This window comes from Chromohalobacter israelensis DSM 3043 (assembly GCF_000055785.1).
GTDB lineage: Bacteria > Pseudomonadota > Gammaproteobacteria > Pseudomonadales > Halomonadaceae > Chromohalobacter > Chromohalobacter israelensis.
The window spans coordinates 2,970,597-2,994,001 of record NC_007963.1 but is presented as its reverse complement, the minus strand read 5'-3'; the positions used below and the strand labels follow the sequence as shown (position 1 = coordinate 2,994,001).

General features: G+C 65.0%; 17 protein-coding genes. 16 read left to right on the top strand and 1 reads right to left on the bottom strand.

Annotation, left to right across the window (positions count from 1 at the left end):
• Positions 1 to 83 precede the first annotated feature (83 nt).
• The 10 genes from CSAL_RS13520 to CSAL_RS13475 all read left to right on the top strand — a co-directional run bounded on the left by CSAL_RS13520 (position 84) and on the right by CSAL_RS13475 (position 15,468).
• Positions 84 to 1,061 carry a TAXI family TRAP transporter solute-binding subunit gene (locus CSAL_RS13520; RefSeq protein ID WP_011507964.1) on the top strand — a complete coding sequence of 326 codons (978 nt, stop codon included), beginning with the start codon at positions 84 to 86 and terminating at the stop codon, positions 1,059 to 1,061.
• A gap of 158 nt (positions 1,062 to 1,219) precedes the next feature.
• The gene (locus CSAL_RS13515; protein WP_011507963.1) at positions 1,220 to 3,817 is read left to right on the top strand and encodes a TRAP transporter permease; all 2,598 of its coding nucleotides are present in this window, start codon (positions 1,220 to 1,222) and stop codon (positions 3,815 to 3,817) included.
• A 196-nt stretch (positions 3,818 to 4,013) separates the two neighbouring features.
• On the top strand, positions 4,014 to 4,814 hold the full coding sequence (locus tag CSAL_RS13510; RefSeq protein ID WP_011507962.1) for an MOSC domain-containing protein: 801 nt from the start codon (positions 4,014 to 4,016) through the stop codon (positions 4,812 to 4,814).
• 120 nt (positions 4,815 to 4,934) lie between these two features.
• A complete protein-coding gene (locus CSAL_RS13505; RefSeq protein WP_011507961.1) occupies positions 4,935 to 5,465 on the top strand; it encodes a putative pterin-binding protein in 531 nt (176 codons plus the stop codon).
• Positions 5,466 to 5,467: 2 nt separating this feature from the next.
• Positions 5,468 to 7,681 carry an ATP-binding protein gene (locus CSAL_RS13500; protein ID WP_011507960.1) on the top strand — a complete coding sequence of 738 codons (2,214 nt, stop codon included), beginning with the start codon at positions 5,468 to 5,470 and terminating at the stop codon, positions 7,679 to 7,681.
• A gap of 54 nt (positions 7,682 to 7,735) precedes the next feature.
• A complete protein-coding gene (locus CSAL_RS13495; protein WP_011507959.1) occupies positions 7,736 to 8,965 on the top strand; it encodes a DUF945 family protein in 1,230 nt (409 codons plus the stop codon).
• Between the two features lie 90 nt (positions 8,966 to 9,055).
• Entirely contained in the window at positions 9,056 to 11,503 is a 2,448-nt protein-coding gene (lon, locus tag CSAL_RS13490; protein ID WP_011507958.1) for an endopeptidase La, read from the top strand.
• Between the two features lie 273 nt (positions 11,504 to 11,776).
• Positions 11,777 to 13,489, top strand: a complete 1,713-nt coding sequence (ilvD, locus tag CSAL_RS13485; protein ID WP_011507957.1) for a dihydroxy-acid dehydratase — start codon at positions 11,777 to 11,779, stop codon at positions 13,487 to 13,489.
• A 377-nt stretch (positions 13,490 to 13,866) separates the two neighbouring features.
• The gene (locus tag CSAL_RS13480) at positions 13,867 to 14,919 is read left to right on the top strand and encodes an oxidoreductase (RefSeq protein ID WP_011507956.1); all 1,053 of its coding nucleotides are present in this window, start codon (positions 13,867 to 13,869) and stop codon (positions 14,917 to 14,919) included.
• Positions 14,920 to 15,084: 165 nt separating this feature from the next.
• Positions 15,085 to 15,468, top strand: coding sequence for a hypothetical protein (locus CSAL_RS13475; protein WP_011507955.1), 384 nt, complete (start codon positions 15,085 to 15,087; stop codon positions 15,466 to 15,468).
• Positions 15,469 to 15,608: 140 nt separating this feature from the next.
• Here CSAL_RS13475 and nudE read toward each other — a convergent pair whose 3' ends face one another.
• Positions 15,609 to 16,244 (bottom strand): ADP compounds hydrolase NudE, encoded by a 636-nt coding sequence (gene nudE, locus CSAL_RS13470; RefSeq protein WP_011507954.1) that lies wholly within the window; start codon positions 16,242 to 16,244, stop codon positions 15,609 to 15,611.
• Between the two features lie 80 nt (positions 16,245 to 16,324).
• Between nudE and yrfG the strand changes: the two genes are divergently transcribed.
• From yrfG to CSAL_RS13440, 6 genes are all read left to right on the top strand, one after another.
• Complete coding sequence (gene yrfG, locus CSAL_RS13465) at positions 16,325 to 16,999, top strand: GMP/IMP nucleotidase (protein ID WP_011507953.1); 675 nt, start codon at positions 16,325 to 16,327, stop codon at positions 16,997 to 16,999.
• A gap of 105 nt (positions 17,000 to 17,104) precedes the next feature.
• Positions 17,105 to 17,497, top strand: a complete 393-nt coding sequence (locus CSAL_RS13460; protein ID WP_011507952.1) for an RNA-binding S4 domain-containing protein — start codon at positions 17,105 to 17,107, stop codon at positions 17,495 to 17,497.
• 64 nt (positions 17,498 to 17,561) lie between these two features.
• Positions 17,562 to 18,437, top strand: coding sequence for an Hsp33 family molecular chaperone HslO (hslO, locus tag CSAL_RS13455; protein WP_011507951.1), 876 nt, complete (start codon positions 17,562 to 17,564; stop codon positions 18,435 to 18,437).
• A 152-nt stretch (positions 18,438 to 18,589) separates the two neighbouring features.
• Positions 18,590 to 20,173 carry a phosphoenolpyruvate carboxykinase gene (locus tag CSAL_RS13450; RefSeq protein ID WP_011507950.1) on the top strand — a complete coding sequence of 528 codons (1,584 nt, stop codon included), beginning with the start codon at positions 18,590 to 18,592 and terminating at the stop codon, positions 20,171 to 20,173.
• Positions 20,174 to 20,256: 83 nt separating this feature from the next.
• A complete protein-coding gene (msrB, locus tag CSAL_RS13445; protein WP_011507949.1) occupies positions 20,257 to 20,763 on the top strand; it encodes a peptide-methionine (R)-S-oxide reductase MsrB in 507 nt (168 codons plus the stop codon).
• A 127-nt stretch (positions 20,764 to 20,890) separates the two neighbouring features.
• Entirely contained in the window at positions 20,891 to 23,230 is a 2,340-nt protein-coding gene (locus CSAL_RS13440) for a Tex family protein (RefSeq protein ID WP_043558576.1), read from the top strand.
• Positions 23,231 to 23,405: the final 175 nt, after the last annotated feature.

Below are 23,405 nucleotides of genomic sequence, written 5' to 3'. Positions count from 1 at the left end.
GGGGCTTCGGGCCGCTCCCTGTTACCGGCGCGGGCCTTGTTCCGGCCGCCGGTTCGTCAAAATAATGTTAAAGAGGTGCATGCATGAAACGTTACGCCTTTACCGCTGCGTTGTTCTCGGGGGCCCTGCTGGGTGCTGCCACGCTGTCCACGCCGGCGGTGGCGCAGGACCAGGAGCGCTTCGTCACCATCGGGACCGGTGGGCAGACAGGGGTCTACTACGTGGTCGGTCAGTCGATCTGTCGCCTGGTCAATCGCAACTCGGATGAGACCAACATTCGTTGCAATGCGCCTTCTACCGGCGGCTCGGTGGCCAACATCAACGGCATCAAGTCCGGTGAGCTGAGCATGGGCGTCGCCCAGTCGGACGTGCAGTACCGCGCCTACAATGGCGAGGGAGACTTCGAGCAGCCGATGGAAGACCTGCGTGCGGTATTTTCCGTGCACGGCGAGCCGTTGACGGTTCTGGCGCGCAAGGACGCCAACATCAACAGCGTTGCCGACCTGAAGGGCAAGCGTGTCAATATCGGCAATCCGGGATCGGGCCAGCGCGCGACCATGGAAGTGCTGATGGAAGCCGAAGGCTGGGACACCGACGTGTTCTCGATGGCTTCCGAGCTGGGCGCCGCGGAAATGGCATCGGCGCTGGCGGACAACAACATCGATGCCATGGCCTATGTGGTCGGTCATCCCAATGGCGCCATTCAGGAAGCGACCACGACCGTGGATGCGAATCTCGTCCCGCTTAACGACGACGCGGTGGACGGCCTGGTCGAGGAGTATCCCTATTATGCCAAGTCGGTGATTCCCGGCGGCATGTACAAGGGCAACGACGAGGACGTCGAGACTTTCGGGGTCAAGGCGACCTTCGTGACCTCCTCCAAGGTGGATGACGACGTCGTCTATCAAGTGGTCAAGGCGGTGTTCGACAACTTCGATCGCTTCAAGCGTCTGCACCCGGCTTTCGCCAACCTGCAGCCGGAAGAAATGATCTCCGACGGTCTGTCCGCGCCGCTGCATGATGGCGCCAAGCGCTATTACGAGGAACGTGGCTGGCTGTAAGCGTCGGCTCAACGTCGTCATGAATGATGCGCGGCCGCTTCGGCGCCGCGCATCGCTGGTTCTGGCGACGCGATGGCGAATGAGGCCTGTGATGTGTTTTCACGCCGGTCGACGCGGTTCCCTCGTGCGTCGGATACCGGCACCACCAGGACAACAGTATGCAAGACGATAAGTCGACGGCACCCTCGCGTGACGCCGAGCTGGAGGCGCTGACCGCCAACGAGACCGGATCGCGTCACCCGAGCGGTCCGGTGGGCAAGTTGCTGCTCTGCGTAGCGGCGCTCTGGTCGCTATTTCAGTTATGGATCGCCTCGCCCCTGCCTTTCGTGTTCGGGTTCGGGATCTTCAGTGCCACCGAGGCACGTTCCATTCACCTGGCGTTTGCCATCTTCCTGGCCTTCATGGCCTATCCGGCCCTGAAGCGTTCCCCGCGCGATCGCGTGCCGCTGCTGGATTGGGGGCTGGCACTGGTGGGCGCTTTCGCCGCGTCTTACATGTATGTCTTCTACGAGCAGCTGGCGCAGCGTCCCGGTGCGCCGATCCTGCAAGACGTCATCATCGGGGTGATCGGCCTGCTCCTGCTGCTGGAGGCGACCCGCCGCGCGCTGGGGCCGCCGCTGATGATCGTGGCCCTGGTCTTCATCGTCTATTCGCTGGCCGGCCCTTACATGCCGGGAATGCTGGCGCACCGTGGCGTCAGTCTCTATGGACTGGTCAATCACCAGTGGCTGACCTCGCAAGGCGTCTTCGGCATCGCCCTGGGCGTGTCGACCAGTTTCGTGTTCCTGTTCGTGCTGTTCGGTGCCCTGCTGGACAAGGCCGGCGCCGGCAACTATTTCATCAAGGTCGCCTTTTCGATGCTGGGGCACTACCGTGGCGGCCCCGCCAAGGCGGCGGTCGTCGCCTCGGGCATGACGGGGCTCATCTCGGGCTCCTCGATCGCCAATACCGTGACCACCGGTACCTTTACCATTCCCATGATGAAGCGCGTCGGGTTCTCGCCGACCAAGGCCGGCGCGGTCGAAGTGTCTTCCTCGGTCAATGGCCAGATCATGCCGCCGGTCATGGGGGCCGCGGCCTTCCTGATGGTCGAGTACGTGGGCATTCCCTATGTCGAGGTCATCAAGCATGCCTTTCTGCCGGCGGTCATTTCGTACATCGCGCTGATCTACATCGTGCACCTCGAAGCGCTCAAGGCGAACATGAAGGGGCTGCAAAGCAGCAACCCGGTGCGTCCTTTCCTGCAGAAGGCGGTAGGGTTCTTGACCGGGCTGATCGGCATCATGGTGCTGGCGCTGGTCGTCTATTACGGTCTGGGCTGGCTCAAGCCGGTGCTCGGCGAGGCCATGCCCTGGGTGGCGGCGATAGGCCTGGCTGTGGTCTACGTGGGCTTGCTCAAGGTGGGGTCGCGCTACCCCGAGCTCGCCCACGACGATGCCAACAGCGAAATGACCGAGCTGCCGCAGACGCGGCCCACGGTGATGGTGGGGCTGTACTTCCTGTTGCCCGTCGTGGTGCTGGTGTGGTGCTTGATGGTGGAACGTCTGTCGCCGGGCCTCTCGGCGTTCTGGGCGACGGTGTTCATGATCGTGATCATCCTGACCCAGCGTCCGCTGGAAGCGTTCTTCCGGGGACGCGGGGGCCTGGGCCAGGAGGTCAAGCGTGGCTGCATCGATCTCTGGGAAGGGCTGATCGACGGCGCGCGCAACATGATCGGCATCGGTATCGCCACGGCGGCGGCGGGGATCATCGTCGGTGCCGTCTCGCAGACCGGTGTGGGGCTGGTGCTCGCGGATCTGGTCGAAACGCTGTCGATGGGCAATCTGCTGTTGATGCTGCTGCTCACCGGGGTGCTGAGCCTGATCCTGGGCATGGGACTGCCGACCACGGCCAACTACATCGTGGTCTCCGCGCTGCTGGCACCGGTCATCGTGCAGCTGGGGCAGCAGAACGGCTTGATCGTGCCGTTGATCGCGGTGCACCTGTTCGTGTTCTATTTCGGCATCATGGCCGACGTGACGCCGCCAGTGGGGCTGGCGTCGTTCGCCGCCGCGGCGATCTCCGGGGCCGACCCGATTCGTACCGGTTTCCAGGCGTTCTACTACAGTCTGCGTACCGCGGCCTTGCCGTTCTTGTTCATCTTCAACACCGATCTGCTGCTGATCGACGTGAATCTCTGGCATGGCCTGCTCATTTTCGTGGTCGCCACGGTGGCGATGTTGATCTTCGCCGCCGCGACGCAGGGCTACATGCTGGTGAAGAGCCGCTGGTACGAGAGCCTGTTGCTCCTGCTGGTGGCGTTTACCCTGTTCCGCCCGGGATTCTGGATGGATACGATTCACGATCCGTATCGCGATATCCCGCCCGCGCAGTTCGAGCAGGCGCTGGGTGCCATCGACGATGACAGCAACCTGCGTGTCAGAATCGACGGCCTCGATGCCTACGGTGCGCCGACCAGTTTCGTGATCCTGGTGCCGGCGCCGGATGGTGATACGGGTGCCGAGCGCATGCAGAACCTGGGGCTGACGCTGATGCAGCAGGATGGCAAGACGCTGGTCGACATGACCGAGTTCGGCAGCCAGGCGGAGAAGCTGGGCTTCGACTTCGATCAGGAAATCGTCGCCATCCGTGCGCCAGTGGAACGCTGGCCGAAAGAGTGGATGTGGATACCCGGACTGGCGGTCTTCGCCCTCGTGGTCTGGCTGCAGCGTCGGCGGCGTCAGGCGCCCGATGCGCGAGCCGATGCGGTGACCTGATCGCTTTACCGGCCGGTCATCGTGGTCTGGACGCCCGTCCCCTGGTGGGGCGGGCGTCTTCGTTTCCGGTCCACGGCAGATTCACGAGAGCGCTTGATGATGGCGGGGCGCAGCGGCGAACGGGATTTTTTGCGACAATGGCGAGCATGCGGCCCGGCGCCGCGATTTTCCCGTTCCCACGTCCCGCGAGGTTGCCATGGTCACGCTGTCTGCGATTCATCTATATCCCATCAAATCCACGGCGGGACGCTCGCAGGACACGGCCTGGGTCGGAGAAGAAGGATTGGCGGGTGACCGCCGTTTCATGGTCGCCAAGCCCGATGGCACCTTTCTGACCGCTCGAACTCACCCGCAACTTCAGCGAGCCATGACGACCTTCGATGGCGAGACGCTAACGCTTGCTCATCCTGAACTGCCGACGCTGCACATGGCGGTGACGGATTTCGCGCGCGCGGCGTTCGCCACCACGGTCTGGGCCGACGACTTCCAGGCCCTGACCACGCATCCTCGACTCGATGCCTGGTTCAGCGAGGTCGCGGGAGAGCCGGCGCGGTTATTGTGGCTGGGCGAGCAATCCCCGCGTTACCGTGACAGCATCGCCCGGCGTGTCAGCTTCGCCGACGGCTACCCGTTGATGCTGATTTCCGAAGCCTCGCTCGACGATCTCAATACGCGGACCGACGACGTGCATGTCATGGCCCAGTTCCGTCCCAACCTGGTGGTCGCCGGCACCGAGGCCTACGCCGAGGATGCCTGGCGGCGCATTCGTATCGGCGAGGTCGTGATGCGCGTGGGCAAGCCGTGCTCGCGTTGCGCGATGATCAGCGTCGATCCCGCCACGGGAACGTTCAAGGCCGGCCGGGAGCCGTTGCGAACCCTGGCGAGCTATCGGCGCGGCGAAGGCGGCAAGGTGTATTTCGGGCAGAATCTCATCGCCGAAAACGAGGGGCGCATCATGCGTGGTGCCCCCGTCGAGGTGTTGGAGCATGCCCTCTGATCGAGGCATCAATGGCCCGGGGCGGGCATGAAAATGTGGCGGTCCGGTGATAGGGTCACGCCTATCATCAGGATGCGTTCATCGGGTATCAACAGGCGGTGAGTCATGCAGGAAACGGTAATGAGACGATGCAATAACAGGTACCGAGGCTCGCGATGCCTGGTGATCGCCATCCTCGTGGCGCTGGTCGGTATGACGTCGGCACAGGCAAGCTCGTTACCGACTCCCCGGGGGGAGGTGATGCTGACGGTGAGCGGCGATATCGTGCGTACCAACGGCGACGGCGTGGCTCGCTTCGACCGCGCCATGCTGAGAGGCTTGCCTCAAGGCACCATCGTGACGCATACGCCCTGGACCGAGGGGGTGTCGCGCTTCGAGGGGCCGCTGCTGAGTGGGCTCGTCGATGCGGTGGGGGGCCAGGGCGATTCGCTGCATGTGGTCGCGCTCAATGATTTCGCTGCGGACGTCCCGCTGAGCGAGGCGCGGGATTATGGCGTCATCCTGGCCATGCGGCGTGATGGAGAGCCCATGCCGGTACGCGAATACGGTCCGTTGTTCGTGCTCTATCCGTTCGACGATTATCCCGAGTTGCAGACCGAGGCGGTACGTTTCCGCTCGGTCTGGCAAGTCTCGCGCATCGTCGTGGAGTGACGATGGCTTGGCGCTCGCGTCTTCGTCTGGTCACCGGCTTGCCGCTGCGGCTCAAGCTCGGAGCCTCCGCGGCGATTCTGTTTTTCGCCGCTGCGTTGGTCGTCGTCAGCCTGATCGTCTGGCGTCAGGAAGTGCTTGCCAAGAACGTGGCCGGCGATGCCGCCTGGGCGGCCTACAAGCTGGACCGCGAAACCATCCAGATGCGCAACGCGGTGCTGCAGGCCGAGGACACCCCGCAGGCGCTCCACGACGTACGCATGCGGTTCGAGCTGCTGTATAGCCGCATCAACCTGCTGCGCCAGGGCGAGATCGCGGAGCTGTTTCGGTCGTTGCCCGATGCGCGTGCCCTGGTGCCCGAGATTCTGTCGCGCAGCGATGCACTCGATGCCGCGTTGAGACGCATGTCGCCCGACACGCCGCGCCTGTCGGCCCTGGACGAGCGGCTGCAAGCCCTGAGCGGTCTCAGCGAGCGTCTGGTGGTGGCGGTCAATGCCTACCTGGCGCAGGCCAAGACGCGCGAGCGGGAAGTGCAGCTCACGCTGTACGCCACCTTGCTGGCGCTGATTCTGCTGATGTGCGGCGCCACCGTGCTGGTGATCCGGTTTCTGTTTCAGGAGGCCGGCGATAACATCGCCGCGCGCCAGGCACTGGAACATCTCAGTCAGGAGCTCAAGGACACCGCGCGCGAGGCAGAAAGCGCCAACCAGGCCAAGTCGGACTTTCTGGCCACGGTCAGCCACGAGATTCGCACACCGCTCAACGGCGTGCTCGGAATGACGGAATTGCTGCGTGAGCGGGAACTGGACGGGACCTCCCATCAATACGTCGAGACGATCCATGAAAGCGGCTCTCAGCTGCTGACCCTGATCAGCGACCTGCTGGATTTTTCCAAGATCGAAGCAGGGCACCTGGAGATCGAGCGCGAGACGTTTTCACTCCAGGCCCTGATCGACTCGCTGCTGCGGCTGCTCGAGCCCCGGGCCCAGCATGTCGAGCTGATCAGCGATGTGGCCCCCAGCGTGCCGTCGCACTCGCTGGGCGATGCCGGACGCTTGCGTCAGGTGCTCCTCAACCTGCTTTCCAATGCCCTCAAGTTCACCTCTCGTGGCAGTGTGACGCTGATCGTCAAGCCGATGCGCGGCGACTGGATGCACTTCGAAGTTCGCGATACCGGTTGCGGCATCGAAGATGCCGACCCGCAGCGCTTGTTCCAGCCGTTCTACCAGGGGGCTTCCGCCGTGCATTATCAAGGCGGTACGGGGTTGGGGCTGGCGATCAGCAAGCGTCTGGTGGAGGCCATGCAGGGGCGTATCGGGGTGTCGAGCCCCGCCGGGGAGGGCAGCCGATTCTGGTTCGAGCTGCCGCTGCCCAGCGCGAGCGAGACTCCGGCGACGGCTCCCCAGCAGGAAGCGGACGCGAGCGCGCGCGATACCTGCCCGGCGCCCTTGCTGGTGGTGGAGGACAATCCCGTCAACCGTCAGGTGGCGGTTGCCATGCTCGAGCGCCTCGGACAGACGGTAACGGTGGTCGATAGCGGGGAGGCTGCCCTGGAGCTGACCGCCGATACGCCGTTCGCCTTGATATTCCTGGACATCCGCATGCCGGGCTTCGATGGTCCGGAAACCGCCCGGCGCCTGCGTCAGCAGACCGGTCCCAATCAGGCCACGCCCTTGATCGCGATGACCGCCAGCGTGACGACCCTCGAGCATCAACGCGCGCTGGACGCCGGCATGGTCGAGGTACTGACGAAGCCCATTCGTCAGCAAGCCTTGCGTGACGTCTTGATACGCTACGGCCTGTGCGATGTCGATACCGAGCCGATGCCGGCGGCGCCGGCGCCCTCGGCGGCGGAAACGGACGCTGGCGAGCCGCCGTTGCTCGACAACCAGGCCTTCGCGATGCTGGGCGAGACGCTCGGCAAGGCGCAGCGCAGTGCGCTGGTCGCGGCCTGGCAGCATCAAGCGCGTCTTCTGGAGGATGCCCTGGAGGCCGCCATCGCGCAGTCGGACCTGGCACGGGCTGCCGAATTGGCGCATCGGCTCAAGGGTGAGTCGGCATCGCTGGATCTGGCATGTCTGGTACGCGACAGCGACCGGCTGGAGGCTGCCGCCCGTCAGGGCGACGTGGCGGAAGTCGGCCGGCAATGGGAGGCCTTGCGTCCTACCTTGGCCGCATCGCGGCAAGCATTGCGCATGGCCAACGACATGCCTCACTGACAATGGCGGCATACCGGTCCGTCGAGACGCTGAATCATCGGGAGAGACGACGAGATGCGCAAGCGCTGGTGGGTTGCGGGTGGTGTGGCGTTGCTGCTGGGCATGGGGGCCGGGACGGCGCAGTGGTGGTCGAGCCAGGCCGGTGAACGTGCTCTGGTGCGGTTGACCGAGCGCCTCGACGCGCAACCCGGGTGGCAGGCCTCGCGCCATGAGGTCGAACATGGGTGGCGACATTCGTCCGGCGTGCTGCGACTCGCGGCGGATGCCCCCGCCGGGCATGCACCCTTCGACATCGTTTTACCCTACCGCATGCGACACGGCCTGCTCGCTACCCGCCTCGACGGCGAGATCGAGCTGCCCCGGATGGACGAGTCGCGGTGGCAGACCAGCGAGGCACCGACATGGCACGCCACCTATCGCACTCTGACGCGCGAGATGACGGGGCGCCTGGTCTGGTCGACGGCGACCCTGCGCGGGGAGGCGGCGTCACGGGCCCGCCTCGGCGCGGGCGAGCTCACCTTGTCCGGTCATGTCGGGGACGTGCGCTATCACCTGCATTCGGCGCCCTCGCGTCTGACCCGTGAAAACGGCGGCATCCTGTCGGGCGAGCTCGACGTCCAGGGCCGCTTTCGTGGCGATGCTCGCCGGTTTCATCACACCCTGTCGCTTTCCCTGGCGGAGTTGCGTCTGCTCGGTGGCGCGCCGTTCGCGTTGGAGAATGTCTCCCATGAAGCCGACATTCGCCTGGACGACGACGCCTTGCACTACCGTGGCGAGGGCCGGGTCGGTTCCGTCGTCGTGGGCGGCGAGCAGGTGGCGTCGGGACGACTCTCGCTGTCGCTGACAGACGTCGATGGCGAGGCCGTGCGAACCTTGATCGCGCACATGCGCGACCAGGCGGTGGCGTCAGCCGAGAATGACACCGTCGCCCCCGGCACCGTCGACTGGGAGCGCCTGACGCCGGTGCTCGTCGCGCTGTTGCAGGACTCGCCGCGCCTGATCCTGTCGTCCTTGCAGGTGTCGAGCGAGGCATTCGGTGTCGATAGCCGGGCGCACGGCGAGATGATGCTCGACGGTGATGATCTGGCGCCCCTGGCGGCGCGCTCGGTGACGACCCCTGCCTTCTGGCGGCATCTGCAGCGACGCCTGAACGGTCGAGTCACGCTGCGCGATGCACCGCCACTGCTGTCGCTGTATCTGGGGTTGTCGCCGGACACGTCGCGCCTGGAGTTTCGCGTGTCGCAAGGCGAGTGGCAGGTCAACGGACAAGCGCTCCGCTGGTAACCGGCAGGACATCCAGGCTTGAAGTTCGCGTGGCGCGCCCGCATCCCTTTGGCAAATGCGGCATTTGCCCGATGAATCTCAAGGTGAACGATGAGCGAACACGACCAGGATCAACCCCGGGACTTCGACGCCCCACGCGACGGGTCTCCGCGCAACACCGATGACACCCTCTCCGAACGGGATGGCTCGACGTCCCATGGCGGAGCTGTCGTGCCGACCCAGGAGTACTTGCCCGAGCGCATCTACTTGCTGCCGATTCACAACCGGCCGTTCTTCCCCGCTCAGGTGCAGCCACTGGTCATCCACCGCGAGCGCTGGCAGGAGACGATGGATCGGGTCGACAACACGCCGCATCACAGTGTCGGCGTGGCCTATGTCGGCGATGCCGGCGTCGACGAGCTGGGGCCCGACGATTTTCCCGAGATCGGTACGGCGGTGAAGGTCCACCGCACCCAGGTGGAAGATCAGCAGATCCAGTTCATCGCGCAGGGGGTGCGGCGTTTTCGCATCGTGCGCTGGCTGTCGAAGAAGCCCCCGTACCTGGTCGAGGTGAGCTATCCGAAGGAGCCCATCGAGGCCAGCGACGAGGAAGCGCGCGCCTACGCCATGGCGATGATCAACGGCATCAAGGAACTGCTGCCGATCAACCCGCTGTACGGGGAGGAGCTCAAGCACTACCTCAATCGCTTCAGCCCGCATGAGCCCAGTCCCCTGACCGACTTCGCGGCCGCCATCACCTCGGCCAAGGGGGGCGAGCTGCAGGAGGTGCTCGAGACCCTGCCGGTGATGTCGCGGATGCAGAAGGTCCTGCCGCTGCTGCGCAAGGAAATCGAGGTCGCGCAACTGCAAAGCGAGATCAGCGAGCAGGTCAATGCGCAGATGCAGGAGCGCCAGCGCGAGTTCTTTCTCCGCGAGCAGCTCAAGGTCATCCAGCGCGAACTGGGCATTTCCAAGGACGACCGCGAAAATGACGTCGATACGTTCCGCGAACGGCTCGAGAACCTGCAGGTACCCGAGCATGTCATGGAGCGCATCGAGGACGAACTGGGCAAGCTCTCGGTGCTCGAGACCGGCTCGCCCGAGTACGGCACCACGCGCAATTATCTCGACTGGCTGACCTCGCTGCCCTGGGGCATCACCTCCGAGGACCAGCTCGATCTGCCGCGCGCCCGCAAGGTGCTCGATCGCGACCACGATGGCCTGACCGACGTCAAGGAGCGCATCGTCGAGTTCCTCGCCGAGGGCACTTTCAAGGGCGACGTCGGCGGCTCCATCCTGCTGCTGGTCGGCCCGCCCGGGGTGGGCAAGACCTCGGTGGGGCGCTCCATCGCCGAGGCGCTGGGACGCGAGTTCTATCGCTTCTCGGTGGGTGGCATGCGCGACGAGGCCGAGATCAAGGGCCACCGTCGTACCTACATCGGTGCGATGCCGGGCAAGCTGGTGCAGGCGTTCAAGGAAGTCGAGGTCGAGAACCCGGTGATCATGCTCGACGAAGTCGACAAGATGGGGCAGTCGTTTCAGGGGGATCCCGCCTCGGCGCTGCTGGAAGTGCTCGACCCCGAGCAGAACGTCGATTTTCTCGATCACTATCTCGACGTGCGCATGGATCTCTCCAAGGTGCTGTTCGTGTGCACCGCCAATACGCTGGACTCGATCCCGCCGGCGCTGCTCGACCGAATGGAACAGATTCGTCTCTCCGGCTACATCGCCGAGGAGAAGATGGCCATCGCCAAGCACCACCTGTGGCCCAAGCTGCTCGAGCGCGACCGCATCCCCAAGAAGCGGATCAATCTCACCGATGCCGCGCTCAGAAAGGTCATCGAGGGCTATGCCCGCGAAGCCGGGGTGCGTCAGCTGGAGAAGCAGCTGCATCGGATCGTGCGCAAGGCGGCGGTGGCGATGCTCGAGAACGAGCAGGAGACGGTCAAGATTTCGGTGAACAACCTCGAGACGTTCCTGGGGGCGCCGATCTTTCGCAAGGAGAAGGTGCTCAAGGGCGTCGGGGTGGTCACCGGTCTGGCGTGGACTTCCATGGGTGGGGCGACGTTGCCGGTCGAGGCCGCCCGCGTGCATGCGAAGTCACGCGGTCTCAAGCTCACCGGCCAGCTCGGCGACGTGATGCAGGAGTCGGCGAACATCGCCTACAGCTACGCCATGGCCCACCTCAAGGAGTTCAGCGGCGATCCGACCTTCTTCGACGAGACGCATGTCCATCTCCACGTCCCGGAGGGGGCGACGCCCAAGGACGGGCCATCGGCCGGCGTGACGATGACCACCGCCCTGTTGTCGCTGGCCAAGCAGCAGCCGGTGGGGCGTCCGCTGGCGATGACCGGGGAACTGACCCTCAGCGGCCAGGTGCTGCCGGTGGGCGGCATACGCGAAAAGGTGATCGCCGCGCGGCGCAGCGATATCTTCGAGCTGATTCTGCCCGAGCCCAATCGCCGCGATTACGAAGAGCTTCCCGATTACCTCAAGGAGGGGATGACCGTGCACTTCGCCAATCGCTATCGAGACGTGGCCAAGGTCGCCTTCGACTGAGAACCCCGTCTGTAACATTTCCCGCCTGATATTGGGCGCGATCGGATGTCCGATCGCGCCCAACGTCGTTACAATGGGGCTACCCCTTGCTGCGGGGGGCGTGCCCGTCCGCTTTCTCGAGCGTCGCTCCACAAGAGCCATCACGCCCACGCAACGTCATGTGACCGTGACACCTCGACGCATGCCGCCCGTCATCGTTCGCTGGATCACCACAGCCGGCAGGCGTCGCCGAACATCCGCCCGTGGGGCATACCGACACAACAGGAGCACTTGATGAGCCAGCAGGACTCCCCCGCCAACGCCGATCACCGTCGCCGCCATTCCTCCATCGTGGTCGACGGCCCCGGCAAGGCCGCCAGTCGCGCCATGCTGCGTGCCGTCGGTTTCACCGACGAGGATTTCAAGAAGCCGCAGGTGGGGATCGCCTCGACCTGGAGTCGCGTCACGCCGTGCAACAGCCACATCAACGTGTTGGCCGATGCCGCCAGTGACGGCGCCGACGCCGCCGGTGGCAAGGGCGTGGTCTTCAATACCATCACCATCAGCGACGGCATCGCCAACGGCACCGAAGGCATGAAGTATTCGATGGCCTCGCGCGAGATCATCGCCGATTCCATCGAGGCGGTCTCCGGCTGCGAGGGGTTCGACGGGGTGGTGGCCATCGGTGGCTGCGACAAGAACATGCCCGGCTGCATGATCGGCCTGGCACGTCTCAACCGGCCCAGCATCTTCGTCTACGGCGGTACCATCCAGCCCGGTGCCGGGCACACCGACCTGGTCTCGGTATTCGAGGCGATGGGCGCCTACTCCCAGGGCAACAAGTCGCTGATCGAGGTCAAGCAGATCGAGGAAGTCGCGATTCCCGGGCCGGGCTCCTGTGGCGGCATGTACACCGCCAACACCATGGCCTCGGCGATCGAGGCCATGGGCATGAGCCTGCCCAATTCGTCGGCTCAGGACGCGGTATCCCAGAGCAAGAAGGACGATAGTCGCGCCGCCGGCGAGGCCGTGCTCAAGCTGCTCGAACTGGACATCAAGCCCTCGGACATCATGACCCGCAAGGCGTTCGAGAACGCCATCACCGTGGTCATCGCCCTCGGCGGTTCCACCAATGCCGTGCTGCACCTGATTGCCATGGCCAACACCATCGGGGTCGAGCTCTCGCTCGACGACTTTACCGAGATCGGCAAGCGCGTCCCGGTGCTCGCCGACCTGCGCCCCAGCGGTCATTATCTGATGAGCGAGCTGGTGGCGATCGGCGGCATTCAGCCGATGATGAAGATTCTGCTCGATGCGGGGCTGCTCCACGGCGATTGCCTGACCGTGACCGGCAAGACGCTGGCCGAGAACCTGGCCGACGTGACGCCTTATCCGACGGGGCAGGAAATCATCAAGCCGCTGGAGGCACCGATCAAATCGAGCAGCCACCTGCGCATTCTCTACGGCAACCTGGCGCCAGAGGGAGCGGTGGCCAAGATCACCGGCAAGGAAGGTACCCGCTTCACCGGGCGTGCTCGCGTGTTCAACTCCGAGGAGGAGGCCCAGGCGCGCATCAACGACCTGACCGTGGCCGCCGGTGACGTCGTCGTGATTCGCTACGAGGGGCCGAAGGGCGGTCCCGGCATGCGCGAAATGCTGACGCCGACCTCGGCGATCATGGGCCGTGGCCTGGGCGACAAGGTGGCCTTGATCACCGATGGACGCTTCTCCGGCGGCAGCCATGGCTTCGTGGTCGGTCACATCACGCCGGAAGCCTTCGTCGGCGGCCCCATCGGCCTGGTCGAGGACGGTGACGAGATCACCATCGACGCCGAGAACGACATCATGACGCTGCATATCGACGACGCCGAGATGGCGCGCCGCCGTGCGGCCTGGAAGCGCCCGGCACCGCGTTATACGCGCGGCACGCTGGCCAAGTACGCCAAGACGGTCAGCTCGGCATCGAAAGGGGCGGTCACCGATCTGCCCGAAGCGCTGGACGATTGATCGCGGCATCTCGTTGCCAGGTATCCTTCAAGAACGAGGCCCGCGCTGTCGTGTCAGTGCGGGCCTCGCGGTAACGATCATGGCTCGGTCAGGCGGCGAGTTGCCAGGTGCTGGCAGCGTCGTCCATGATTAGCCACTGCTCGATGTCGTACCATAATAGATCCAGTAGCATTTCGAGACTCTCTTCCGAGCAGCACATAACGTCTCTCCGGGTGGCGGTGGCATGATGCATGGAGCCACCTTTCAGTATGGCTCGCGCGGTACCGGGCAGTGCGGTTTTTTGGTGACGCTTTGTCACGGTATGTGCCGATGGTCGGCAGTGGGGCGCCCGGGAGCGAGATCAGAGCAGGTAGCGCAGGAGCAGAAGGGATTCACGCATGACCGATGAGATCAAGGTGGGGCTGGTGGGCTATGGCTTCGCCAGCAAGACGTTTCACGCACCGTTGCTGATGGCGGACAGCGGCATGGCACTGACGGCGATTTCCAGCAGCGATGCCGCCAAGGTCAGGGCCGATTGGCCGCAGGTCGAGGTCGAGTCCAGCGCGGCATCGCTATTCGCGCGCGAGGATATCGACCTGGTGGTGATCCCCACCCCCAACGATACCCACTACGACCTCGCCAGCGCCGCCCTGGCCGCCGGCAAGCACGTGGTGATCGACAAGCCGTTCACGGTGACGCTTGCGGAGGCCGAGTCCCTGGCCGAGAAAGCGGCGCAAGCGAACAAGCTGCTTTCCGTGTTCCACAACCGGCGCTGGGACGCGGACTTTCTGACCGTGCGCGACCTGCTGCAGCGTGGCGATCTGGGGCGGGTCGCGCATTTCGAATCGCACTTCGACCGCTATCGTCCCGAGGTCAAGGCGCGCTGGCGTGAGACCGACACGCCGGGCGGCGGTATCTGGTACGACCTGGGCCCTCACCTGATCGACCAGGCGCTGGTGTTGTTCGGGTTGCCTCGCGACATATGGCTCGACCAGGCCTGCCAGCGGGACGGGGCGCAGGTCGACGATTATTTTCACGCCGTGCTGCGCTATGACCGGCTGCGCGTGATCCTTCATGCGGGCAGCCTGATGGCCGCGCCTGCGCCACGCTTTTCGGTCCATGGAACGCACGGCAGTTACGTCAAGCACGGGCTCGACCCCCAGGAGGACATGCTCAAGCGAGGCGACCGCCTGCCCACGCCGGAGTGGGGCGAAGACCATCGGCATGGGCTGCATACGGTGGGCAAGGTGCGCGATGCCAGTGCACGCCCGGAACTGCGCGAAGTGCACACGCGTGCGGGAGACTATCCGGCCTATTACGCGGGGATCCGGCGCGCGATACGTGGCGAAGGCGCGAATCCGGTACCCGTGGACGAGGCGCTCGCCGTGATGCGCGTGCTCGAGGCGGGGCGGCGCAGTGCGGGATCGGGCGCCGCCGAGCCAGTCGCGTGATGGGTGGCTGGCAGAGACAGGGCATGCATGGATTCGATGCGCGAATTCCTTGCATCATGCCGTTTCCTTGTCTAGGGTCTGTATAGGGTTAGGCCAAGGCGTTTTGCCAGGCGACCCAGGCGCTTCACCTGAATGTGAAGGCTGAGAGAATTAAGGAGGATTCGCATGAAACAGCAGTTGACCGCTCTGACGTTTGCCGCCCTGATGGCATTGCCCGCTGCCGGTGCGCTGGCGAACGATGACGGCGCGCCCGATACCAGCGCTCAGGTTGGCTCCGCCAACACCGAAGAAGGTTCCACCAAGGTGGAGGGTGGTACCGCCAGCGGCACGACCGAAGGTCATGTCGACGGGGAAAACAGCATTCCCGGTGGGGAGCAGGAAAATCTGAGCACCGAAACGGGGTCCGCCAATACCGAACATGGCGACACCGAAGCGCAAGGCGGGACGGCCGCTGCGCCTTCTGCCGACGATGGTCCGGTACCGGAAAGCATGGAAGATCCGGCCGACAATCACGGTGTCGATTCCGCACAGGATGTCGATCCGAACTAAACGACAGTCCGCACCGAGCGGATGACCGCAAGGCTCATGGATAGAGCCGGCACATCACAGGATGCGATGACGCGAGGCCCCGACATGTCGGGGCCTCGTTTCGTCGTGACCGACCAGTCGCCAGGTGTCGGCCCGTTGCCTTACCACCAGGCATCGTCGACGCGCTCGCTGCGCATACGGTCGCGTGCGATGAACAGCGCCGCGATGGCACGTCCTTCGTGGAAGTCCTCGCGGGCCAGCAGGCCGTTGATGTCCTCGAGAGGATAGCGCTCGACGATCAGGGGTTCCGGTTCGTCGCCGGGCAAGCGCTTTTCGTACAGGTCGGTGGCCAGCATCACGTGCATGCGGTGGCTCATGTAGTTGGGCGCCAGCGACAGCTCCACCAAGGGCTCGATGTGCCGGGCTCCCACTCCGCATTCTTCCATCAGCTCGCGATTCGCGGCGCTGACGACGTCTTCCCCGGGATCGACGAGGCCCTTGGGCAAGGTCAACGCATAGTCGTCGAAGCCCGCGGCATACTCGTGGATCAGCAGCACGTGGTCGGGGTCCGGCATGGCCACGATCATGACCGCACCGCCGCCATGACCGTTGCCGCTGCCCATGAGGCGTTCGAAGGTACGTTCGGCACCGTTGGCGAACCGCAGTTCCAGCGATTCGATGGCGAACAAGCGGCTGCGCGCGACTTCGTGGCGCGCCAGGATGCGTGGCTTGGAACGCGTTCCGTCGGTCTCGGGCGCGGGCGGCGGGGTATCGCCTGAGCGGGAAGAAAAGGCCATGGTGTCTCCGTGCGGGTCTCTGTCATGCAGCGTACAATAAGAGCACAAGACCTTCGATATCCATCTTGGCGGAGCCCCGCATGATTGATTGGAACGCCATCGACACCGTACTGCTCGACATGGACGGCACGCTGCTGGACCTCCACTTCGACAGTCATTTCTGGCTGGAGCACCTGCCGCAGCGTTACGTGGAGCTGCACAAGCTGGATGCCCAGCACGAGCGCGCCTTGCGCGCGCGCATCATCGGCGAGCAGGGCACGCTCAACTGGTACAGCTTGGCGTACTGGAGCCGTGAGCTGGGGGTCGACGTGGTCGCGCTCAAGCGCGAGATCCAGCACCTGATCGGCCTGCGCAGCGATGCCCTGGACTTCCTCAAGTGGCTCAAGCAGGCGCATCCGCGCGTGATACTGGCGACCAACGCCGACCGCGAGAGCCTGGCTCTCAAGTTGCCGTTGACCGGTCTCGAGGATTATCTCGATGCCATCGTCTCCTCGGCGGATGTGGGCTTTCCCAAGGAAGCTCCCGAGTTCTGGTTCGCGCTGCAGGACGTCGAGCCGTTCGACCCCGCACGAACCCTGTTCATCGACGACAATCCCTCGGTGCTGGAAAGCGCGCGTGAATACGGCATTCGCTATCTGCTGGGGATCAAGCAGCCGGACAGCCAGCGCCCCGAGCGCGAGCTGGAGGATTTCATCGCCCTCGAGCGCTTCGCCGCTCTCCTGCCGGAAGAAATGCCCGCGATCTCCAGGCGGTAGTCGATGCCGGGAAGCCTTGAAAAGCGCGGCGCCGGCGCCCACGTTATGCCCGTTCGCGCGGGGCGTGATTCCGTCCTGCATGGCGCGGCGCGATAAGGGGGAGCAATGAGCGACACGGTACGTATCGACAAGTGGCTATGGGCGGCACGCTTCTTCAAGACCCGGGGCCTGGCCAAGAAGGCCATCGAGGGCGGCAAGGTGCATTACAACGGCGGACGCGTGAAGACCAGCAAGGGCGTCGAGCTCGGCGCCCTGCTCAAGGTGCCGCAAGGCTGGGACACGCTCGAGGTCGAGGTGACCGGATTGTCCGACCAGCGTCGCGGGGCCGCCGAGGCGCGTGAGCTCTATCGCGAGACCCCGGCCAGCGCCTCGCGCCGCGAACGCGAGGCGCAAAACCGCCGCCTGGCCAATCAGAGCATGCAGGGGCCGCGCGGGCGACCCGACAAGAAGCAGCGCCGCGAGATTCAGCACTTCCAACGCCATGGCTTCGACGATTGATGACGCCGGCGGCCGCCGTCGCCCTGCGTCCCTTTTGCCTTTCCCACTGTGACGACGACCGATCATGACCGACCAGATTCAACGTTTCCTTTTCGACGAGACCAACGTGCGCGGCGAAATCGTCGGCCTGCAACAGGCCTACGCCGATGTGCTCGACAAACACGCCTACCCGGCGGCAGTAAGACGCCAGCTCGGCGAGCTGCTGGGTGCCGTGGCCCTGCTCACCGAAACCGTCAAGCTCGACGGCACCGTCAGCCTCGAAGTGCGCGGGCAGGGTGCCGTGCGGCTGTTGATGGCGGAGTCCAACCCCGGGGGCGAGCTGCGCGCCATCGCACGCCTCGATGACGAGGCGGCGCTGCCCGAGGAAAACGCCTCGTTGACCGCCCTGGTGGGCGAGGCGCAAATCGTGATCACGCTGGACCCGCGCGACGGTCAGCGTTATCAGGGCATCGTCGCCGTCGAGGCCGATACCCTCGCCGCCTGCCTGGAAGATTACTTCGCACGTTCCGAGCAACTGGCCACCCGCTTGTGGCTGGCGGCCGACGGCGATCGCGCAGCAGGCATGCTGCTGCAGCAGTTGCCCGATGACGCCTCCAATCGCGACCCCGATGCCTGGGAGCGCACCGTGCACCTGGCCACGACCCTGAGCGATGCCGAGTTGCTTGACCTCGATCAACGCGAGCTGCTTTATCGGCTCTTCCATGAAGAGCAGGCCCGCGTCTTCGAGCCCAAGGCGTTACGCTTCGGGTGCACTTGTACGCGCGAGCGCATCGCCAGTGCCCTGCATGGCCTGGGCGCCGATGAGCTGCGCCACATCGTGCGCGAACAAGGGGCGGTCGAGACGCAGTGCCATTTCTGCCATAGCCATTATCGTTTCACCGCCGCCGATATCGAGACGTTGATCGAATCCCCGGGAGCGGGGGCGCCGACGTTGCATTGACGGCAACGTTTTCCGCGCAAGTCCTTTTTGCCATAATGTCCGCCCCCTCAGTCTCGCCATGGCCCGACAAGAGGCAACCCATTGCCCGGGTGGCCTTGGCGAGTAAGCATCGGTTAACGAGAGAGAACCGCCTCCGGGCCCAGGACACGATAATGACCACGACCCAAGCCGCCTCCCCGGCAGCCCATGACGCACGCCCCGTGCAGACGCATATCAATCTGAGCAGTGCCGCCCTGATCGAGCATGCCATCGCGCGTGGCGAAGGCCACCTGGCCGACAACGGCGCCTTCGTGGCGATCACCGGTCGGCGCACCGGCCGTTCCCCGAAGGATCGCTTCATCGTCAAGGAGCCTTCCACCGCGGACCTGATCGAGTGGGGCAGCGTCAATCAGCCGTTCGATGCCGACAAGTTCGATGCCCTGTGGGAGCGTGTCGAGGATTACCTGGCCGAGGGCGACAACTTCGTCTCCGAGTTGCACGTCGGCGCCGATCCCGAGCATTACCTGCCGATCCGCGTGACCACCGAGACCGCCTGGCACAATCTCTTCGGGCGGACGCTGTTCGTGCGTCCCGAGAGCTACAACCCCAAGGGCAAGAGCGAGTGGACCATCCTCAACGCGCCGCACTTCGAGTGCGTGCCCGAGCGTGACGGTACCCATTCCGACGGCACGGTCATCCTCAACTTCGCACGTCGCCGAGTGCTCATCGCCGGCATGCGCTATGCCGGTGAAATGAAGAAGGCGATGTTCTCGGTGCAGAACTTCCTGCTGCCCGAGAAAGACGTTCTGCCCATGCACTGCAGCGCCAACGTGGGCGAGGACGGCGAGACCACGCTGTTCTTCGGTCTCTCGGGCACCGGCAAGACCACGCTGTCCGCCGACCCGTCGCGCTACCTGATCGGCGACGACGAGCATGGCTGGGGCGAGGGTACCGTGTTCAACCTGGAGGGCGGGTGCTATGCCAAGTGCATCGACCTGTCCGAGAAGAACGAGCCGATCATCTGGCACGCGATTCGCTTCGGTACCGTGCTCGAGAACGTGGTGCTCGACGAGTGCCGTCATCCCGACTACAGCGATGACAGCCTGACGCAGAACTCTCGCGCCGCTTACCCTCTCGAACACATCGAGAAGCGCGTGCCGGAGAACCTGGCCGGCGAGCCCAGCGCGATCATCTTCCTGACCTGCGACATGAGCGGCGTGCTGCCGCCCGTCTCGCTGCTTTCCAAGGAAGCGGCGGCCTACCATTTTCTCTCCGGCTACACCGCCAAGGTGGGATCCACCGAGATGGGGGCCTCCGCCGGCCTGGAGGCGACCTTTTCGACCTGCTTCGGTGCCCCGTTCTTCCCGCGCCCCGCACGTGAGTACGCCGATCTCTTGATCAAGCGCGTCGAGGCCTTCGAGTCGCGCGTGTACCTGGTCAATACCGGCTGGACCGGCGGTGCCTACGGCGAGGGAGGCTCGCGCTTCAGCATCCCCACCACGCGCGCGATCATCGCGGCGATTCAGAACGGCGATCTCAAGGACGTCGAGACGCGCCACATCGACGGCTTGAACCTGGACGTGCCGGTGGCCGTGGACGGCGTCGACCCGACGCTGCTCGACCCGCGTCAGGCATGGCCGGACAGCGCCGAGTACGAACGTCACATGCGGGCGCTGGCGACGCAGTTCATCGACAACTTCGCCAAGTTCGACGGCGTCGATGACGCGATCATCGCCGCCGGGCCCTCGCTCGACTGAGCGAACCATTCGCGGAAACGCGCCTCTAACGGGGAGAGCCGGTTACCGGCTCTCCCCGTTGTGCATCGACAGGAGGGAATGCCATGCAGCGTCGTCGTTTTCTGGGGTGGCTGGGGGCCGCGGGTGCCCTCGGGACAGTGCCGAGCCTCGTGCTGGCGCGCCCCAAGTTGTCCCTCGAGCGGGGGGCGGATGTCGAGCCGCTGACCCTGACGGATGCCGAGTGGCGGGAGCGTCTGAGTCCGGAACGCTATCGGATCCTGCGCGAGAATGGCACCGAGCCCGCGGGCAGCAGTCCGCTCGACAAAGAGACCCGGGCGGGGGAGTACCGCTGTGCGGGCTGCGACCTGCCGCTGTTCTCGTCGCGCACCAAGTATGATTCCGGCACCGGCTGGCCGAGCTTCTACGATCACATCCAGGGTCACCTGCTGACCGAGCTCGACTTCGTGCTGCTGATCCCCCGCACCGAATACCACTGCGCGCGCTGCGGTGGCCACCAGGGCCATGTCTTCGAGGACGGGCCGGCGCCCACAGGGCTGCGCTGGTGCAACAACGGCCTGGCGCTGCGCTTCGTACCCGACGCGACGTCCTGATCCGCCATCTGCGTCGCGCCGGTGGTTGTGGTACCTTGTCGCCACTTTCGTCATGTCGGCCCGCCTTGTGGCGGGCCGGAGTTTTGCCGAGTGGAGTTCGCTCGGCCCGGAGAACGTCAAGGACATCATGGACGCTAATCTCAAGATCGTTTCCCGGCTCGCCGAAGAGCTGGCCGTTCGTTCCCAGCAAGTCAGCGCCGCCGTGGCGCTGCTCGACGACGGCGCCACCGTTCCCTTCATTTCCCGTTACCGCAAGGAAGTCACCGGCGGACTGGACGATGGCCAGCTGCGCACGCTGGAAGAGCGCCTGCGCTACTTGCGCGAGCTGGAAGAACGGCGTGGCACGGTGCTGGCCAGCATCGACGAACAGGGCAAGCTGACCGATGCCCTGGCCGCGCAGATCGAGGCCGCCGATACCAAGCAGCGTCTCGAGGATTTGTACCTGCCGTACAAGAAAAAGCGTCGCACCAAGGCGCAGATCGCCCGCGAGGCGGGGCTTGCCCCCTTGGCCGAGGCGCTCTTGGCCGATCCCGATCTCGACCCCGAGACCGAAGCGGCAAGATATGTCCGTGCCGCCGAAGGCGATACGCCCGCCGTCGAGGACGCCAAGGCCGCACTGGATGGCGCCAAGCAGATCCTCATGGAGCAGTTCAGCGAAGACCCCGACCTGGTCGGCCAGTTGCGTGAACGGCTGTGGAGCGAGGGGCAACTGGCGGCGCGCGTGATGAGCGGCAAGGAGCAGGAGGGGGCCAAGTTCTCGGACTACTTCGAGCACGACGAACCCTTCGCCAAGACGCCCTCGCACCGGGCCTTGGCCATGTTCCGCGGCCGCAACGAGGGAGTGTTGTCCCTGGCGATTCGTCTCCCCGGCGAGGAGGAGGCCGAGATCCATCCCGCCGAGGTGGCCATCGCCAGACACGCCGAGGTGGCGCTGACCGGCACCCGGCCGGCCACGCGCTGGCTCAAGGAAGTGGTGCGCTGGACCTGGCGCGTCAAGTTGTACACTCACCTCGAAACCGAGCTGATGAGTCGCCTGCGCGAGCGTGCCGAACGCGAGGCCATCGACGTCTTCGCCGCCAACCTCAAGGATCTGCTGCTGGCAGCGCCGGCGGGGGCGAAAGCCACGCTGGCCATCGACCCCGGCCTGCGTACCGGCTGCAAGGTCGTGGTCGTGGACGCCACCGGCAAGTATCTGGAAGACACCGTCATCTATCCGCATGCGCCGCAGAAGCGCTGGGATCAATCCCTGGCGACGCTGGCGGCGTTGGTCGAGAAACACGAAGTGGCCCTGATCGCGGTCGGCAACGGCACGGCCAGCCGCGAGACCGACAAGCTTGCCGGCGAGCTGGTCAAGCGTGTCTCGCGGCCGGTCGCCAAGGTCATGGTCAGCGAGGCCGGGGCGTCGGTGTATTCCGCCTCCGAACTGGCGGCGCGCGAGTTTCCACAGCTCGACGTCACCGTGCGTGGCGCGATCTCGATCGCGCGCCGTCTGCAGGATCCGCTGGCCGAGCTGGTCAAGATCGAGCCCAAGTCCATCGGGGTCGGCCAGTATCAGCACGATGTCTCCCAGGTGCAGCTGTCGCGCAGCCTGGAGGCGGTCATCGAGGACTGCGTCAACGCGGTGGGCGTGGAACTCAACACGGCCTCGAGTGCATTGCTGGCGCGGGTTTCCGGGCTCAACCCGACCCTCGCGGAGAATATCGTCGCCCAGCGCGATGCCAAGGGACAGTTCACCTCGCGTCGCGAATTGCTCGACGTCAGCCGGCTGGGGCCCAAGACGTTCGAGCAGTGCGCGGGTTTCTTGCGCATCATGAACGGTGACAACCCCCTCGATGCCAGCGCCGTCCACCCCGAGGCCTACGCGGTGGTGAATCGCATCGCCAAGCGACACCAGCGGGACCTGGCGGGCGTGATCGGCGACAGCGATTTCCTCAAGTCGTTGAATCCGGGCGATTATGTCGATGATACCTTCGGCGTGCCCACCATCAGCGACATTCTCAAGGAACTGGACAAGCCTGGACGCGATCCTCGTCCCGAGTTTCGCGCGGCCCAGTTCCGCGATGGCGTGGAAACGCTCAAGGATCTCGAACCCGGCATGGTGCTGGAAGGCAGCGTGACCAATGTCACCCACTTCGGGGCCTTCGTCGACATCGGCGTCCACCAGGATGGCCTGGTGCACATTTCGGCGTTGTCCGAGACGTTCATCGAGGACCCGCGCCAGGTGGTCAAGGCGGGCGACATCGTGAAGGTGAAAGTCATGGAAGTGGATCTCGAGCGCGCGCGGATCGGTTTGTCGATGCGCATGGGCGATACGCCCGGCGAGGGCTCGCGCGGCGGCGAACGGCCGTCGCGCCGTCAGCGCGGCGGCCGTGACCAGAACGGGCAGGGCAAGCGCGACCGGAACCTGGCCGGTGGCGGTCTGGGCGCCCTCGGCGAGGCGCTGGAGAAGGCGCGTCGCCAATCGTGAGGCGCTCCCGAATGCGCGTGCGGCTTGAAAGGCGCCGGGACGCCTCCATAATGGTTTTTTCATGCGGCGCGCCCAGGCTGCCGTCGCATCGCCGGCATGGCCGGCGATGCGCTTGTCGCACACACGCGGCCGGCCGACACCGCCGGCCGGATACGGTCCATCGGTGACATACCGG